Genomic DNA, 15668 nt, shown 5'->3' on the forward strand with positions numbered 1-15668 from the left:
GGCCTTTGGGACGGCGGTTCCGTACATCCGCCGCAATACGTCCGCAAATTCGCCATGGACCACTCCATCCCCCGCATTTTCCCATCGCTGGAAGAAATGGCAGCACAGGTTGACTGCGCCATCATTCACAGTTGTGATTGGGACACCCACGTCGACAAGGCGGGCCCCTTTATCGAGGCGGGAAAGGCCGTTCTCATCGACAAACCCATGGCGGGACGGCTCAGCCATATTAATCAGATCAAGGCATGGGTCCGCGGCGGAGCCCGGATTGCCGGCGGCTCATCGCTGCGGTTCTGCTACGAAACCCGCGATTGGCTTGCTCAACCCGAGTCCGAACGCGGCGTGCCTCACACCGTGTTCTGTGGATGCGGCGTCGACGAGTTCAACTACGGTATCCATGCGTACGCGATGCTCTCCGGCATCCTTGGACCCGGCATCGCGCGCGTCAAGCATCTCGGCGCAGGCGTACAGCAACGCATCGAAGTCACCTGGAACAGCGGAGCAGAGGGATTCCTTGTAATCGGCAAAGCCGGGAACTGGCTGCCTTTCTACGCCTCCATCGTCACCGAACGAAGCATTACCCAATATCAGGCAGATTCGGGGCGGCTTTACCAAGCGCTGCTCGAGGCCACGCTGCCCTACCTGGCGGGCGAGACCGATACCGCCCCCGTATCCATCGAAGCGCTGGTTGAACCCGAACTCTGTGCACTGGCCGCCCGCCGTTCCTCGCTCAACGGCGGCAGTGACGTGACCTTCGCCGGTCTGACGGACGACGACGCATACCACGGCCAAGCCTTCGCACAGGAATACCGTAAGGCGCGCTATCCAGGATAAGCAAAGGTGGGCATCTCCGCCGGGCGCTGCCAGCCGCAAGGAGACCTCACGCCGCTTGTAAGACCGGCGTCCTCGCCAGCAGGGTTCCGTGATGCCTTTATGGTGACGGGGCGCCAACCTCCGCGCCAGCCGCCGCATTCGGCGCCTCGGAGGCAATGCCTGCCGCCGCGCGAAACACCTCTTCTGCGTCAAGAAAACGGTCAAACACCATAATGTCGTCCACGAGACCGTCAAACGCATATGCGTTCTTGCGGCCGATGTAGTTGCACAACACCAGCGGCCTGCCCGCTTGCTGCGGGGCGATGATTCCGGCGAAAGGCGTGCTTGCGCGTTCGACGCCGTTGACATAGACACGCAGCTGTTTCCCGTCCCAACCCGCGGCGATGTGACTCCAGAACCCCGCGGGAACCGACCATTCCGGGCTGCTTACCTGAGGCTCTTCTCCCTCCGGCGTACCTGCCTGAAACACGGCGCGGGTCCAGAACACCCGCAGTCTCCAGCCCGGCCACGGCGGGTCGCCGCTCTTGTCGCCCTTGAAACACAAGACCTCAAAGGTTGCTTCTCGCCGGCTCGGTTTCACCCACGCCATGACCGTGAACGGTCCCTGGAAATTGAACGCATCCGCCCCCGCCACGTTGAGAAACGCTTCCTTTTCGTCGACAAGCTTGATGGCGGCGCCCACGATACCCGGCACGAACTCCGGCGCCGAACCGTCTACGGCCGCGTATGGAGCGTCATGCCCGTTGCCCGTCGCGTCACGCACCATGCCGTTCTCCGCGTTATCCATGGGCCAATGGGCGGCGAGGCCTTCAAGACCCAGCGCGGGCCAGGCCCACAGGACGAGCAGCAACAATCCCGCGCTATTCCGCATATGCCTCCACTTCCGAAATCCGCGATTGATTCTCGCCCTCGACGAGCCCGGTGATATAAACACGCAGCGCGCTGGCCGCGACAGGATGTTCAAAGACCACCTCGACGCGCTTCTCGGCATTACCTTGGACTTTCCCGGCCGTGCGCCATTCTTCGCCGTCAAGAACCTGCACCTCGAAGTCCGCAAGCGTCGGCGTGAAGACCACAACCCGGCCCAGCGTCACCGGTTCCGGCCAACGCACCGCAAGCCAGTCCGGGAATTCGCGCGGCGTGCCGTCCTCCCAAAGCATGCCCCCTTCAATACCGTCCACCACACGCTCGGGTGTCGAACCGTGCGCCGAGTTCGAGGAGGTCTCGACCCGGGTCCCGAAGTCTTCGAATGCCAGGTTGCCGGGCTTCTTGCGCGCGGCGTTGGCTGCAGCGATCTGCTCGAGTACATCCGCCATGCCCGCCCGGGCGCCTGCTCGGGCGTCGGTTGTGTAGATGTGCGTGGCATAGACGTCAAAACGATCTGTCACCGCCGACCCGTCCACCAACGGCACCGTGCGCTCTTCGGAAACCACGTACAACGACGTCGACTGCAAGGCCGGCGCGATGACCAGCCGCGCGTCGCGCGGTTCCGTGGCCGTGCTCACGGCAAACACGAACAACTCCCCGTTGACCCGGCGCGCCGAGACGTGCAGATGTTCGGGCCGGTCCGATTCCACCGCAACGGCCGTATCCGCAGCGGGTTCGGCCAGTATCGCGTCCTTCAGGTCCGTCACCTCGAACGACAGCCATGGCATTCCAAGCCCGATGTCCGGGTAATTCTGTGTGTGGGAATAGGTGTACCACAGAAAACCTTTCGCGCCGTAGATCACGCATTGATAGAGCTGATTACGCAGTTCGACGAGGGTGGGTCCGCGCTGGTTCTGACGGCCGTAATCCCCGTAGTTGAACGCTTGGGGCGTGGCCCAGACGGCCTTGCGGCCCTTCCCAGCCTCGACCGCGGCCCTGATGAACTGCCCCGTCTTCTCGAGCGGTTGCGCCGCAAGCCCGCCCTTGATGAAACACGGGTACGGATCCGGCATCAGAATGTCTCCCCCGTCAACGTACTTGTAAATGCCAGCGATGGTGTCGTTGAGCATGATACAGGGGTGAAAAGGGTCTTCCTCCGCGACCACGTCGTAGATCTTCCGGCACCTTTCCGGAAGGGCGGGTCTCAGTTCGGGCTCGTCTGCCATGTACCATGCGAGAATACCCGGGTGCTCCCTCAGAACACTGACGCGTGCCCGCAACGCCCCGGCTTCATCATCGCCGAGCGGCTGACCCCATGCCGCGGTCTCGACCATCCGTGGGTTGGGATACGGGTAGATGGCCACTGCCGTCCCGGCTGCCGCTACCTTGTCCAAATCCGCCCTTACTCGCTCGGCAGGAAACCAGTAGCTGCTGTAGGCCTGCATGCCGACGTACGCATGGCCCGGCTCAGCCATGCGCTCTGCCGGGATGCTGAACCAGCCGAACGGCAATACCGGTTCGCCGTTGTGCAGCAGCACGTTGCGCTCGTCGATGCGCCATTCGTGCTCGACTCGCGGCAGTTTCCGGACCCGTTTGGCGGCACTGTAACGTTCTGCCCCGTCCCCGCCGACAAGCCCCACCCACAGCCGGTAGGCGCCCTCGGGGAGTTGCGGAATTTCGAGCCGGACCGTCGCCTCCGCCGAAGCCGGATGCTCGACCCGCGCCAGCGGTTCGCCCTGCTCATTCGTATCGGGATGAAGCTCTGCCACGAGTCGCAACGTCTCCAGTTCCTGATCAGGAACCGACACTCGTACCTCGCACACAATCTGGTTGACGGTTTCGGTGGCGTAAATGGCATCCCTATACCACGGTTTGACCAGCATCAGCGAGATTGGACTGTATGCAATATCCACCGGCAACATCTTGATGGACAAAACAGATGCGGGGTCGCGGCGGTCTACAAGTTCAAGCACAAGATTCTGCCGCCCCTCGTGCGCCACGGGCACGCTGAACTCGTACTCCCGGTCCTGTCCGGCGTCCAGCCCGTCGCGTACCCAATCGCCTTCGCCCCCGTCGAGTCTGCCCCGCAGCATGATGAACTGAAAGGCCGATCCGGCATTACGCACATACGTCTTCGCGTAATAACGCAGCGTCCCGTCTGCTTCGGGGCTCACCCGTTCCCCGTACGGCGGCTTGATCTCCCACAAGAACCGGCTGAAATCGGCGTCCGGCAGCCGCAGAACGGCGTACAGCGACGGCTGGTGAAACCCGCCCGTCAACGGCACGAACGATGACAGCTCTCCGCCGTCCGCTTGCCGTTCACGCGTGACGTTGAGGGCCCAATCGCCCGTCGAGGCCGCCGTCAGCCCCAGCTCGACCACCGGAATCCGCAACTCGACCGACCAAGACTTCTCGCCTACCCGCGCGGCCGCCTCGGAATGCGAATCCCATTCCACGCTGCTGACCTGGCCCCCCTGGCGAAACTCCGCATCGAACATGACCCCCTTCGAGTTGACGATGAAGTGGTAATACACAATACGTTCGCCGGTGGCGTCCACCATGACCTCAACGCAGTCGTCCATATAGACCCTGCCGTCGCGTTCGGCGATGTTTGCCGCCATCGCGGCGGGATTGGGCTCGTCCATCTCGACGCCGATGATCAGGTGGGCATCGTCATGAAGCACCTTGAAACGGGATTGGGCCGCCGCTGGGCGCTCGGGCATGTCCAGCGCGCTGAACCCTTCGTTCCACGGCGCCTTCTGCCAGCACGCCTCAGATAATTTACCGTCAACGACAATCTCTGTTTCGGCGCGAAACGCTTCGACGGTACGCAGCTCGGTCCCATGGCACGCCCACGAGACCGCGGCAACCACGATGACACCAATCGCAATACGCATGGAGGCACCCCCATCTCGTGAATACGGACAGCTTCCCGACGCCAGGCAGACCTCCACCCGGCCAAGCCTGGAATATAGCAGGCAATCTGACTCCAGGCAATTGACGCGTGGACCAAAACTACCTCTATCTCGCCTGGCGCATGCAAAAGGAAAAGAGAAAAGAACTCGAGCCCGTAACCACTGGCTGCGGGCTCACCGCTTGCTTTTCTTCATAACTCCCGGACGCCTTATCCAAGAATTCGGTCCACTTCTTCCCGGTCCACGTCCATGATGTAGCGTATGCCGGAAACCTCGGCCGCTTCGTGAGTCAAGGCCGCAATATCGTTGCGCGAAATATGCGCCAGCGAAAACTTTCGGCTGCCAGCCATAAGCTGGCGCAATCCCTGGGCCAGGCGCTCGTAGTAGGTGTACAGACCCAACGCTCCCGTCGGGATCTTCTCGAAGTCGCCGTTGCGCAGTCGTTGGCGCAATTCCACAGCCGTTACGAAAATCTCATCCTTCGAATTGCCAAAACGCGCAATGTACACGGGCACCTTGTTCGCGTCGATCGTGCGGCCAATGGTCTTGCCCACCATAGCGGCGGCGATGGGCGCGCGCGCCATCCCGACCAGTCTCACGAACGGAGCGCCCAGAGCCAGCCCCTTAAAAATGTGATCTTCGAAGGAGAATCCGCCGGCCACAGCCAAAGCCGGAACGTGTTCGCCGCGGTCCGCCAGAACTGACGCGTATTGATACAGCAGCGTGTGAAGGTGCACCGGAGGAATGCCCCATTCGTTCATCATGTGCCAGGGACTCATCCCCGTCCCGCCTCCGGCCCCATCAACGGTCAGCAGGTCCAGCTTGTATTTTGACGCGTACAGGATCGCGCGCGCAAGGTCCGCAGGGCGGTACGCCCCCGTCTTAAGGAAAATGTAACGCGCGCCCGCCCGCCGCAGCTCCTCGATGCGCTTGGCGAAAGAATCCTCATCCACCATGCCGACGCGCGAATGGCGTTCGAACGCCTTGAAGCTCCCGTGCTCAAACGCTTTGATCACCTCCGGGTCGGTGGGATTGGGAAGCACAACGTACCCGCGTTCATACAGAAGCTGAGCCTTCTTGAGGTTATCGATCTTGACCTCGCCGCCGATATCCTTGGCGCCTTGGCCCCACTTGAGTTCAACACACTGTACCCCGAGCTTCTCGATGGCGTATTCGAGGACCCCCAGGCGGCTGTCCTCCACGTTTGCCTGCACAATGATCGTGCCGTACCCGTCGATCTGATGTTCCTGGTAAAGTCTCACACGGCGCTTCAGGTCTACCGTGTCCACTACACGGCCATTTTTGATCACGGCCCCGTCATCCATCCCCACAACATTCTCGCCAATGGTCAGGCCGGTGCCCGCGAGCGCCGAGCCGATCGCCAAGCCATCCCAGTTATTCTTGGCAACGTCGGTAGAGCCGATGCCCGGAATATGCCAGGGATACCGGTACCGGATACCCTTGTCGTAACCGAACCGGACCTCGAGATTCACCGCCGGGAATACCGCCTTGTCGCTGTCCGCCTCGATGCCGTGCGCCCCTACAGCCGTGCCCATGATGTTGAAATGAGAATAGTCCACGGGATAGGTCTTTTCGGCCGCGGTTGTAATCACGCCGAACGGTTGCGGGTACAGCACTTCGTGCCCCCGGTAGGCCGACTTGCCAACTTCACACATGCCGATGCAGCCGTCCACGCACGTCACGCACAAACCCGATGAAGGCACCACCGAACCGATCGTCCGGTTCTTGGTCAAGGTAGCTGCCGAAGCATTCACTTTCGAGAAAGTGTTCGTCATTGTCGTCGTTTCCTTTCCGTCCATCAATGCCCTTGCAGCTCACACGCGACGCAAGGGGTCATGTAACACATCATGTCGTCAAAAGGATCTTTCTCCACGCAGGGCGGCGAAAGGTTCTCGCATCCCCCGCAAACGGCCTTGTCTGGCTCCGTATAGGTACAACGGAGCTGGCAGGCAGGGCAGACATACATGCACGCCCCGCAGAGCCTGCACTGTTCCGATCTCATGTTGAACGGCGTGCCAATGCTCCGCTGGTCTCCCCGGTACCGGAACCCGATGGCTTTCGCCATCATCTGCTCTTCGCACATACGCACGCACAGCCCGCACAGAATGCAGTCCTCGTGCTCCTGGCGGAAACGTTGACGGTTCACCCCATGGGCAGCCGCAAGATCCTGGATGACCTTTGACTGCGGACACGATGCCAGCAGCAGCTCAATGACCATCCGCCGCGCCCGCAGCACCCGCGTCGAGGCCGTCCGGACAATCAGGCCTTCTTCCACCGGGTACGAACAGGAGCTCACGAGTTTCGCCCGCGGGCCCTCGCCGATTTCAACCATACAGACCCGGCACGCCCCATACGGCGACAGCCCTTCCATCTGGCACAATGTCGGGATGGGAAACCCCAGAAACTCCGCGGCTTCCAGAACCGTCATGCCTTCCTCGACCGACACTTCCAATCCGTTTATCGTTAGCCGGATCATACGCGTTCTCTTTCCGCGGCCGCGCAGGCGGCCGGCTGAGCTTCATCAGGGCGCGTGAACCGAAGATCGCAACGAAGGCACCGCCGCGCCTCCCGAACGGCCGCTTTTTCCGGATAGGACATCTCCACTTCGGCAAAGCATTTCTTCCTCGCCTCGACCGGAATCGCCGGAGGCTCCATGCGTACCGCGTCTTCATCGTTCACGCTCTCAAAACACGACGGAGCCAAGTACCCTTCCGGAAGACTGCCCCGCGCGGGTTCCCTGAGGTCCACGCCGCGCAGGTATCGGTCTATGGCCTTCGCTGCAGCCTTCCCCGCGGCGATGGCGTCCACCACGGTATTCGGGCCGCTAACCAGGTCACCGCCCGCGAAAACGCCCGGACGAGACGTGCGCAAGGTTGCGGAATCCACGGCAACACGGCCGTCCTTTTCGACGCTCACTCCCATCGCCGCCAGGCAATCGCTGTCGGGGCGTTCACCAATCGCGACTATCAACGTGTCCAGCGGGACCCGAAATTCGGTTCCGGGTATGGGTACCGGCCGGCCACGCCCGCTCGAATCGATGTCGCCAAGCGTGTTCCGGATGCAATCAATGCCCGCCAGCCGGCCGTTTTGCGAGTGGATCTTCACGGGGTGAACCAGGGTCTCGACGTGCACCCCCTCTTTCACGGCAGCCTCGATATAGCGTATCCGCACTGGGGAGACCAGGGTCTCCAGTTGTATGCCCTCTTCAATAGCCGCATCGACTTCTTCCGCGTACGCAGGCATCTCCACGCACGTGCGGCGGTACAGCAGCGTCACACTTTCAACCGCTTTCTGCCTGATCGCCACCCGCGCGGCATCCACCGCCGAGTTCCCGCCGCCGATAACTGCCACGCGGCCCCGGGCGAGTTCTTCTCCTCTCAAGTTAAAGGCTTTCAGAAACGCCATCGACGAATAAACGCCTTCAAACCCCTCTCCTTCGAGATCCAGCCGCCAGCTTTTGTCCGCGCCCATGGCCAGGAAGACGGCCTTGAAACCTTCCTCAAAAAGGCTGTCCACGGTAAAATCGCTTCCCAACCGAACCCCGCATTGAAGCTCGATGGTATCCGTCAAGAGCGACGCGATTTCTTTGTGGACTACCTCGCGCGGAAGTCGATAAGCCGGAATACAGCTGGTGAGCATCCCGCCCGGAGTCTGCTCTGCCTCGAAGATCGTCACCTGGTGTCCAAGAAGCGAGAGATAATGCGCAACCGACAGTCCCGCAGGCCCTGCCCCCACGACCGCCACCTTTGCCGAACGGCCATTTGCCCCCACCGGCGGTGTCGGCAGGCAGACGGACGGCTTCACCCGGTCGGTCACGAATCGTTTCAACGCCCGGATCGCGACAGGTTCGCCTCCTGTCGTGCCCAGCTTGCAGCGGCGCTCGCACTTCCGGTCGCATACCCGCGCGGATACTGCCGGAAAGGGGTTGGCTTCCCGGATGACCCTATACGCCTCCTCGTATTCGCCTTTCTCGATCAACGCGACATACCGCCAGGGCGGCGTCTCGAGCGGGCAGGCCGTCTGGCACGCCGCGCCCACGAGCTCGCCGCACACAAACGCGTCGCAGCGCTTGTCTGACACGTGGCGGCGGCATTCGTCGCGGAAATGGCGCAGCATGCTCAAGACCGGGTTCGCCGCCGTCTGGCCCAGCCCGCACATGGTGGTGTCTTTCACCGTTAACGCCAGTTCCTCGAGCAAGTCGATCTGGCCAAGGGTGCCGCGGCCCGCCGAAATGTCATCCAGAATCTCATACATCCGCTGGGTACCCTTGCGGCACGAAAAACACTTGCCGCAGGATTCCCCCTTCAGGAAGCCCATGAAATACTTGGCAATGTCCACCATGCACGTGTTTTCATCCATGACGATCATGCCGCCCGATCCCATGATCGAGCCCGCCTTCGCCAAGCTGTCGTAGTCAATCGCCAAATCAAAAAGATGCGCAGGAATGCAGCCTCCGGACGGACCACCCGTCTGCACTGCCTTGATTCTCCCCTTGCCGGCCGGTCCGCCCCCGATCTCGTACACGATCGTCTTGATCGTCGTGCCCATCGGGACCTCGACCAGCCCCGTGTTCTTGATCTTTCCCACCAGGCTGAATATCTTCGTCCCCGAGTTGCCCGGCGTGCCTGTCTTGGCGAACGCTTCCGCGCCGCCGCTGATGATGAGCGGAATGTTGGCCAGAGTCTCCACGTTGTTGATCGCCGTGGGACGGCCATGAATGCCTTGCTGGATGGGGTAGGGGGGACGTTGACGCGGCTCTCCCATCTTCCCCTCGATAGAGTGTATGAGGGCCGTTTCCTCTCCGCAGACAAACGCCCCGGCGCCCTGAACTACCCGGATGTCAAACGAGCGGCCCGTACCAAGAATATCCGGGCCCAGCAGCCCGAGTTCCCGTGCCTGTTCAAGTGCTGTAAGAACGTGTTTGATCGCCAGCGGATACTCGTTGCGGATGTACATGATGCCTTCAGACGCGCCGGTCGCAAACGCCCCGATCATCATGCCTTCGATGATACTGTGCGGATTCCCCTCCAGCACGCTGCGGTCCATGTACGCCCCCGGGTCGCCTTCGTCCGCGTTGCAAACCAGGTATTTCCCTTTTGCATTCGGCTGCTTCGCCAACAACTCCCACTTCAGCCCCGTCGGGAAACCCGCACCGCCGCGGCCACGCAAGCCCGACGATTTCACCTCATTAACGACCCAACCCGGGTCGCCGCGCTCGAGTGCCTTCATCAGGGCGGCATACCCCCCCGCCGCGATGTACGTTTCCACGCGCAGCGGATCAACCTGCTCATTTCGCGAAAGAATCGTCCGCACCTGTTTCCGGAAAAAGGGAACATCATTCTGGCATGGTACCGGCCTTCCGCTCACCGAATCCGCCCAAACCAGCGCTTCAACCACTTCCCCGCGCGCCGCGGCCTCCACAATGCGGCCCGCGTCCGGCCCCTTCACCCTCGGATAAAATGTCCCCTCCGGCTTAATGAGAAGCGAGGGCTCCATTTCGCAGAACCCGTGACACCCCGTTACGCGCACCCCAAGCTGTTCACCCAGACCGTTGCGTAAGATCTCCTCGCGTACGGCACGCACCAGGTCATCCGCGCCGCTCGCCCGGCCACACGTCCCTGCCGGTATGATGATCGTCCTGGAACTCGAACCCAGGGTATTGCGAAGTATCGCCTCAAGCCTCTTGAAATCACCCAGTGAATTCAGCCGCATTGGGTTATCAGTCCTCGATAGAATTAGGGCGGGCGCTTTCGGTCAGGCCGAAGCGGGCGCGCTAGACAAATCCAATTGTTCCGGTTTCCTTCGTACCTCGCTCAGGATCGCGTTGACGGCAGCTACATCGACTTTTGAATGGTACGTCCCGTCCACAACCACGATCGGCCCCAAGGCGCACGCCCCAAGGCAATTGACCGTCTCGAGCGTGAACTCGCGATCGGGCGTGGTGTGCCCCGCCTGGATGCCTAGACGGCGCTCGAGTTCTTCCACGATAAGCGGCGCATTGCGGACATGGCAGGCTGTTCCAAGACACGCGCACACATGATGCCTCCCCCGAGGCTCCAGGCTGAAGGAACGGTAGAATGTAGCCACGCCGTACACGTCCACCAAGGACCGCTTCGTCGCCTCCGCCACAAGCCGCAATGCCCCCTCCGGAAGATAGCCGTACGCGGTCTGCACCTCCTCCAGGATTGCCATCAGTCCCCCGCAATCCGCGTTGTGCCTGCCTGCGATAGCCAGGACTTCACATTCATCCACCGGCGCCTCCGCGTGCTTCCTGCAATCCTTCACCACGGGCCTCCTATCCATCTCAACGGTATTCCTCACAGTGCCAAACCCCTCCTTCAACGCCCCGAAAGACACACGACCCCCGGTTCTCACAATCCACGCAAAGCCCGTCTATCCGGCTCGAACCCTTTTCCGAAGTGCTGCTCGCATCCTCGGTATGCTCCGAAAACAACGGTTCGACGTACTCGAACCTCACGCAGGAAAGAATGAGCCTGCCGGAGTCATCAGGAATCGTGCACCCTTCGGCTAATGCACATCGGCTGCACAGCGACTCGTTTGTCGGGTCTTCTCTCACAATCTTTCCCCTCGTATGACAAAGAGAGCACCTATCGTGCCAAAAGAACCCCCGCCGGAAAAACGCGTGAAAATGGCGCAAATGACCAGCATCGCAGCGAAATGCCCCTCGGAAAATGCCTCTTCGCGCCCTTGGATGGTGGGGAATTTGGTATCGCTGGGGAAAAATTCCCCATTCTTGCCGTGTCACGGACCGTCAGCGGGAAAACACCCCGCTGGGCTCGGCTCAAGACTCAGGAGAATCTCCCTCGGAAGCGCGGCGCTCCGGCGTGCCGCGAAGCTTCTCGCGCAACGTCTTGCGGTCGATTCCGAGAATCTCCGCCGCACGGCTTTTGTTGCCGCCTACGCTCGCGAGGACGTTGCTTATGTACTCATGCTCCACTTGCGCCAGGGTTCGATCCAATCCTGTTCTGCGCAGAGCCGAGAAGCGCATGAGTTCCGGGAGATCGGGCGTATCTATGCGATCCGCGTCCGTCATGAGAACAATCCGCTGAACGACGTTCTCGAGTTCGCGCACATTGCCCGGCCAGTCATAGCTTCTAAACACTGCCAAAGCCCGTTCAGAGAACTGGGGCTGAGGACGCCCAAGTTCAGCGGCGAACCGGGACGCAAAATGATTCCCCAGAAGCAGGATGTCGTCCCCTCGTTCCCTCAACGGCGGAAGAGCGATTGTGATGACATTAAGCCGGTAGAACAGGTCTTTCCTGAAACCACCCTTCTTCACCATGGCCAGCAAATCCCGGTTCGTGGCCGCGAGAATACGCACGTCCACCTTCCTCAACCGGTTCGAGCCCACCATGCAGATCTCACGGTTCTCAAGCACGCGCAACAGCTTGACCTGCATTGAAGCGCTGGTTTCCCCGACCTCGTCAAAGAAGATGGTGCCGCCGTCCGCCGCATGAAAGAGACCCGCGCGCGATTCCGCGGCGCCCGTGAACGCTCCCTTGACATGCCCGAACAACTCGCTCTCAAGCAAACCGTCCGGAATCCCCCCGCAGTTCACGGGCACAAACGGGGCCGATGAGCGCCCACTGCCGTAGTGTATGGCGCGCGCCGCCAATTCTTTCCCGGTCCCGCTTTCCCCCGTAATCAGCACCGTTGCTGACGTCGACGCGGCCTTCCCGATCGCGCGCAATACCTTGCGCATGGCCTCCGATTCTCCCATGAGACCGTACCGGACCGAGGGTGTCTGGGTTCGCAGCGACGCGCGGCGCCGGTGCATCTCCAGATTGCCGAACGCACGCCGGACCGCAGCCGACAACTCCTCATCCGTGAACGGCTTTGAAAGATACTCTTCCGCGCCGGTCTTGATCGCCTGGACCGCCCCCTCGATCGATGGGTAACCCGTGATCATCATTACTCCGGTATCGGGGAAGTTCTCGCGCACGTGGCGCACAAGGTCCATCCCGCTTACCTTAGGCATCTTGAGATCGGTGATGACCAGGTCCACCTTAATGGTATCGAGCACCTCGACGGCGTGAGCCACATCGGAAGCCGTAAGCACATGATAACCTTCCGCTACCAGGTTGCGCTGCAGCACCTCCAGCGTTGGCGCGGAATCGTCCACCAGCAGAATCTTTCCCTTGCCTGCTCTTGCGGACACGCTAATGGCTCTCCTCGGTCTGGTCCGGCGCCGTTGCGACAGGCAGCCGAATCTCAATCCGCGTCCCCCGGCCGGCCTCGCTGAAGACCTGAATGGTCCCTTGATGAGATGTCACGATCCCGTGTACCACCGGCAGGCCAAGTCCCGTGCCCTGTTCCACGTCCTTCGTCGTGAAAAAAGGCACGAAAACCCGTTCCAGAACATCCGCGCTCATCCCAATTCCCGAATCTTCCACGTCCAGGCAGACCCGGCCGTCTTCCGTACCCGTGCGTACACGGAGTGTTCCTCCTTCCGGCATCGCCTGTAATGCGTTGACGGCAAGGTTGACCACAACCTGGTTCAACTGCGCGGCATCCGCGGAGACCAAGGGAAGCGCTTCGTCCAGAGCATACTCGATTTCAATGCCCGCCTGGACGCAACGCATCTCAACAAACTCAAGTGCTTCACGCACAACGTCATTAATACTTACAAGGGCCTTCTCTGGAGAAATCCGGCGGGCAAACCCCAAGAGCTTTCTGATGATATCCCTCGCATGCAGCGAGGCGGTCTCGATTCTCGCCAAGTCCCGCCCAGCGGATTCGGGCAAGCTCGGGCATTTCCGCGCCAATTGGGCGAATCCCAGGATATTGCCCAGCGGTTCGTTCAACTCATGCGCCACTCCCGCCGCCAGAAAACCTATCGTGGCCAGGCGATCGGCATGTTGAAGCTGATTCTGCAATTGCGCCCGGTCCAGCTCCGCCTGTTTACGCTCGACAATCAGCCCCACCTGTTGAGCTACCGCATCGATCAAATTCCGTTCTTCCCGCAGAAAAGGCCCCTCATCCCGTTCTGGCCTGGGCTCCACATAGATCACCTCGACGAAACCCCGTTTTACCCCTCGAACCAGGACATCCGAGCGCTGGCCATCCGGGCTCTCGCGAAAACCGGCCGCCGCGTACGTTTGACCGTCCAGCACGACCCTGGCGGAGGCGACTTCCGGATACTGCCAGGCAGATACGAGCAGCCCCGTGGTCTGTTGAAGGATCGCTTCCATCGAAATGCCAGGCTTTCCCGCGATGTCAGCCATGCGCAGGAGACAGGTAAGTTCTTTCACGCGCTCTTGTAGCGCCGTGGTCGTACGTTTGACGGCTTTCTTACGCACCATTAACCCAAAGTGCGGCAGTTTCCTATCACAAAACCTCTACCAGGCTGCCGTGCCCTCTCCGGTTAGTCTCGCACGATTCTCGCGCCTCCGCAAGTAGTTTCCCTCTAACTCTTTCCGCAAATGATACCGGAACCCTTGCCCATTCCTCACCCCCAACGGAACGCATGGGCTTTGTCGTGGTGAGGGCCGGCCCTCTGGTTACGCCCCCATCTTTCCTGAGTCTCGGACTCCGAGACCGGCCGTTCGCCCCGATTCTGCGAAATAGAGAATACGGCCTATGCGGCCAATGGGACTTGTGTGTCTCATCTGTTCCGTCTGTCTCATCAGTCTTTGAAGTCCCCCCGCGCCGAAGCGTATTATCCCGCAACATTGTTCCACGGAGGACGCTGCCATGGCGAAGATCTGCTTCTTGGGCGCGGGAAGTACCGTATTTGCCAAGAATGTGCTCGGCGACTGTCTACACGAGGAGAGTCTCAAGAACTCGCAGGTGACCCTCGTCGATATCGACCCGGACCGGCTGCATGTGTCCGAGGTCATGATGAAGAATATCAACAAGACCCTCGGCACAAATGCGGCCTACACGTCCTTTCTTGCGCACGACGCCGCAAAAGCTCTCCAAGGCGCGGACTACATCGTCAACGCTATCCAGGTCGGCGGATACGAGCCCGCGACCGTCATCGATTTCGAAATCCCCAGGAAATACGGTCTCCGGCAAACCATTGCCGATACCCTCGGCATCGGCGGCATCTTTCGCGGACTTCGCACCATTCCGGTCATGCTCGACTACTGCCGCCTCATCGAGAAGGTGTGTCCCGATGCGCTCATGCTGAATTACACAAACCCAATGGGCATCCTGACGGGCGCGCTCCTGCGGGCCACCAACGTTCGGATTGTCGGCTTGTGCCACAGCGTCCAGGTCTGCGCATCAAACCTTTGCATGATGCTCGGCCTTCCCAGCGACAACCTCAAATGGCACATTGCGGGCATCAACCACCAGGGATGGCTCTTGAACATTTCCCGCAACGGCGAGGACCTCTATCCCGAGATCCGCAAACGCGCCCAATTGCCCGAAAACAAAGGCAAGGACGCAGTGCGCTTCGAACTCATGAAACGGTTCGGTTATTACGTGACCGAATCGAGTGAGCACACCAGCGAATATGTGCCCTGGTTCATCAAAGCCAAAGCACCCGAACTCATTGACCGGCTCCAAATCCCACTGGACGAATACCCCCGGCGCTGCATCGCCCAGATCGAGGCATGGGACGAAATGAAGAAGCTATTGCTCGCCGAGGAATCTCTCCCCCACGAGCGCGGCGAGGAATACGCTTCTTATATTTTCGGCGCCATTGAGACCGGCAAACCCTACACCTTTGGCGGCAACGTCCTCAACAAAGGATTGATCACCAATCTTCCGAACAATTGCTGCGTCGAGGTGCTCTGCGTCGCCGACCGCAGCGGCATCAACCCTGCGTACGTCGGCGATCTGCCGCCCCAGTGCGCTGCTCTCACCCGCACCAACGTCAATGTGCAGGAATTGACCATCGAAGCCGCGCTTACCCGCAAGAGAGACTACATCTACCAGGCCGCTATGCTTGACCCCCATGCCGCCGCCGAACTCACCATCGACGAGATCGTGTCCATGTGCGATGAGCTCATCGAGGCCCACGGCAACTATCTCCCGAAATACACCTGAGAGATAGACCCGAGC

10 protein-coding genes are annotated in these 15668 nt (G+C 60.7%); 2 read left to right on the forward strand and 8 right to left on the reverse strand.

Annotated features, from left to right (window positions below):
* Positions 1-834 (forward strand): Gfo/Idh/MocA family oxidoreductase (locus PLJ71_11380; GenBank protein HQM49276.1); only part of this gene is annotated, 834 nt, incomplete at its 5' end.
* Positions 835-931: 97 nt separating this feature from the next.
* On the opposite strand, the gene PLJ71_11385 is transcribed toward PLJ71_11380, so the two are convergent.
* The 8 genes from PLJ71_11385 to PLJ71_11420 form a co-directional block, all read right to left on the reverse strand.
* Complete coding sequence (locus tag PLJ71_11385) at positions 932-1705, reverse strand: LamG domain-containing protein (GenBank protein ID HQM49277.1); 774 nt, start codon at positions 1703-1705, stop codon at positions 932-934.
* Entirely contained in the window at positions 1695-4598 is a 2904-nt protein-coding gene (locus PLJ71_11390; GenBank protein ID HQM49278.1) for a sugar-binding protein, read from the reverse strand. Before PLJ71_11390 ends, PLJ71_11385 begins: the two co-directional genes overlap by 11 nt.
* Positions 4599-4825: 227 nt before the next feature.
* A complete protein-coding gene (locus tag PLJ71_11395) occupies positions 4826-6412 on the reverse strand; it encodes an FMN-binding glutamate synthase family protein (protein HQM49279.1) in 1587 nt (528 codons plus the stop codon).
* Positions 6413-6435: 23 nt separating this feature from the next.
* Positions 6436-7113: a 2Fe-2S iron-sulfur cluster-binding protein gene (locus tag PLJ71_11400; GenBank protein ID HQM49280.1), complete on the reverse strand. Its 678-nt coding sequence runs from the start codon at positions 7111-7113 to the stop codon at positions 6436-6438.
* On the reverse strand, positions 7110-10349 hold the full coding sequence (locus PLJ71_11405; GenBank protein ID HQM49281.1) for an FAD-dependent oxidoreductase: 3240 nt from the start codon (positions 10347-10349) through the stop codon (positions 7110-7112). The genes PLJ71_11400 and PLJ71_11405 overlap by 4 nt, the downstream gene beginning before the upstream one ends.
* 42 nt (positions 10350-10391) lie before the next feature.
* Positions 10392-10940, reverse strand: coding sequence for an NAD(P)H-dependent oxidoreductase subunit E (locus tag PLJ71_11410; GenBank protein HQM49282.1), 549 nt, complete (start codon positions 10938-10940; stop codon positions 10392-10394).
* A 499-nt stretch (positions 10941-11439) separates the two neighbouring features.
* Positions 11440-12816 carry a sigma-54 dependent transcriptional regulator gene (locus PLJ71_11415; GenBank protein HQM49283.1) on the reverse strand — a complete coding sequence of 459 codons (1377 nt, stop codon included), beginning with the start codon at positions 12814-12816 and terminating at the stop codon, positions 11440-11442.
* Position 12817: 1 nt separating this feature from the next.
* The gene (locus PLJ71_11420) at positions 12818-13909 is read right to left on the reverse strand and encodes an ATP-binding protein (protein HQM49284.1); all 1092 of its coding nucleotides are present in this window, start codon (positions 13907-13909) and stop codon (positions 12818-12820) included.
* A 442-nt stretch (positions 13910-14351) separates the two neighbouring features.
* Between PLJ71_11420 and PLJ71_11425 the strand changes: the two genes are divergently transcribed.
* Positions 14352-15653, forward strand: a complete 1302-nt coding sequence (locus PLJ71_11425; GenBank protein HQM49285.1) for an alpha-glucosidase/alpha-galactosidase — start codon at positions 14352-14354, stop codon at positions 15651-15653.
* Positions 15654-15668 lie beyond the last annotated feature (15 nt).

It is taken from the genome of Candidatus Hydrogenedentota bacterium (genome assembly GCA_035416745.1).
GTDB lineage: Bacteria > Hydrogenedentota > Hydrogenedentia > Hydrogenedentales > SLHB01 > UBA2224.

What these genes read in the sequence shown, in the direction of transcription:
- PLJ71_11385 (HQM49277.1), bottom strand. Translation starts at nt 1,705, where the DNA reads ATGCGGAATAGCGCGGGATTGTTGCTGCTCGTCCTGTGGGCCTGGCCC.
- PLJ71_11410 (HQM49282.1), bottom strand. Translation starts at nt 10,940, where the DNA reads ATGGATAGGAGGCCCGTGGTGAAGGATTGCAGGAAGCACGCGGAGGCG.
- PLJ71_11390 (HQM49278.1), bottom strand. Translation starts at nt 4,598, where the DNA reads ATGCGTATTGCGATTGGTGTCATCGTGGTTGCCGCGGTCTCGTGGGCG.
- PLJ71_11395 (HQM49279.1), bottom strand. Translation starts at nt 6,412, where the DNA reads ATGACGAACACTTTCTCGAAAGTGAATGCTTCGGCAGCTACCTTGACC.
- PLJ71_11400 (HQM49280.1), bottom strand. Translation starts at nt 7,113, where the DNA reads ATGATCCGGCTAACGATAAACGGATTGGAAGTGTCGGTCGAGGAAGGC.
- PLJ71_11425 (HQM49285.1), top strand. Translation starts at nt 14,352, where the DNA reads ATGGCGAAGATCTGCTTCTTGGGCGCGGGAAGTACCGTATTTGCCAAG.
- PLJ71_11405 (HQM49281.1), bottom strand. Translation starts at nt 10,349, where the DNA reads ATGCGGCTGAATTCACTGGGTGATTTCAAGAGGCTTGAGGCGATACTT.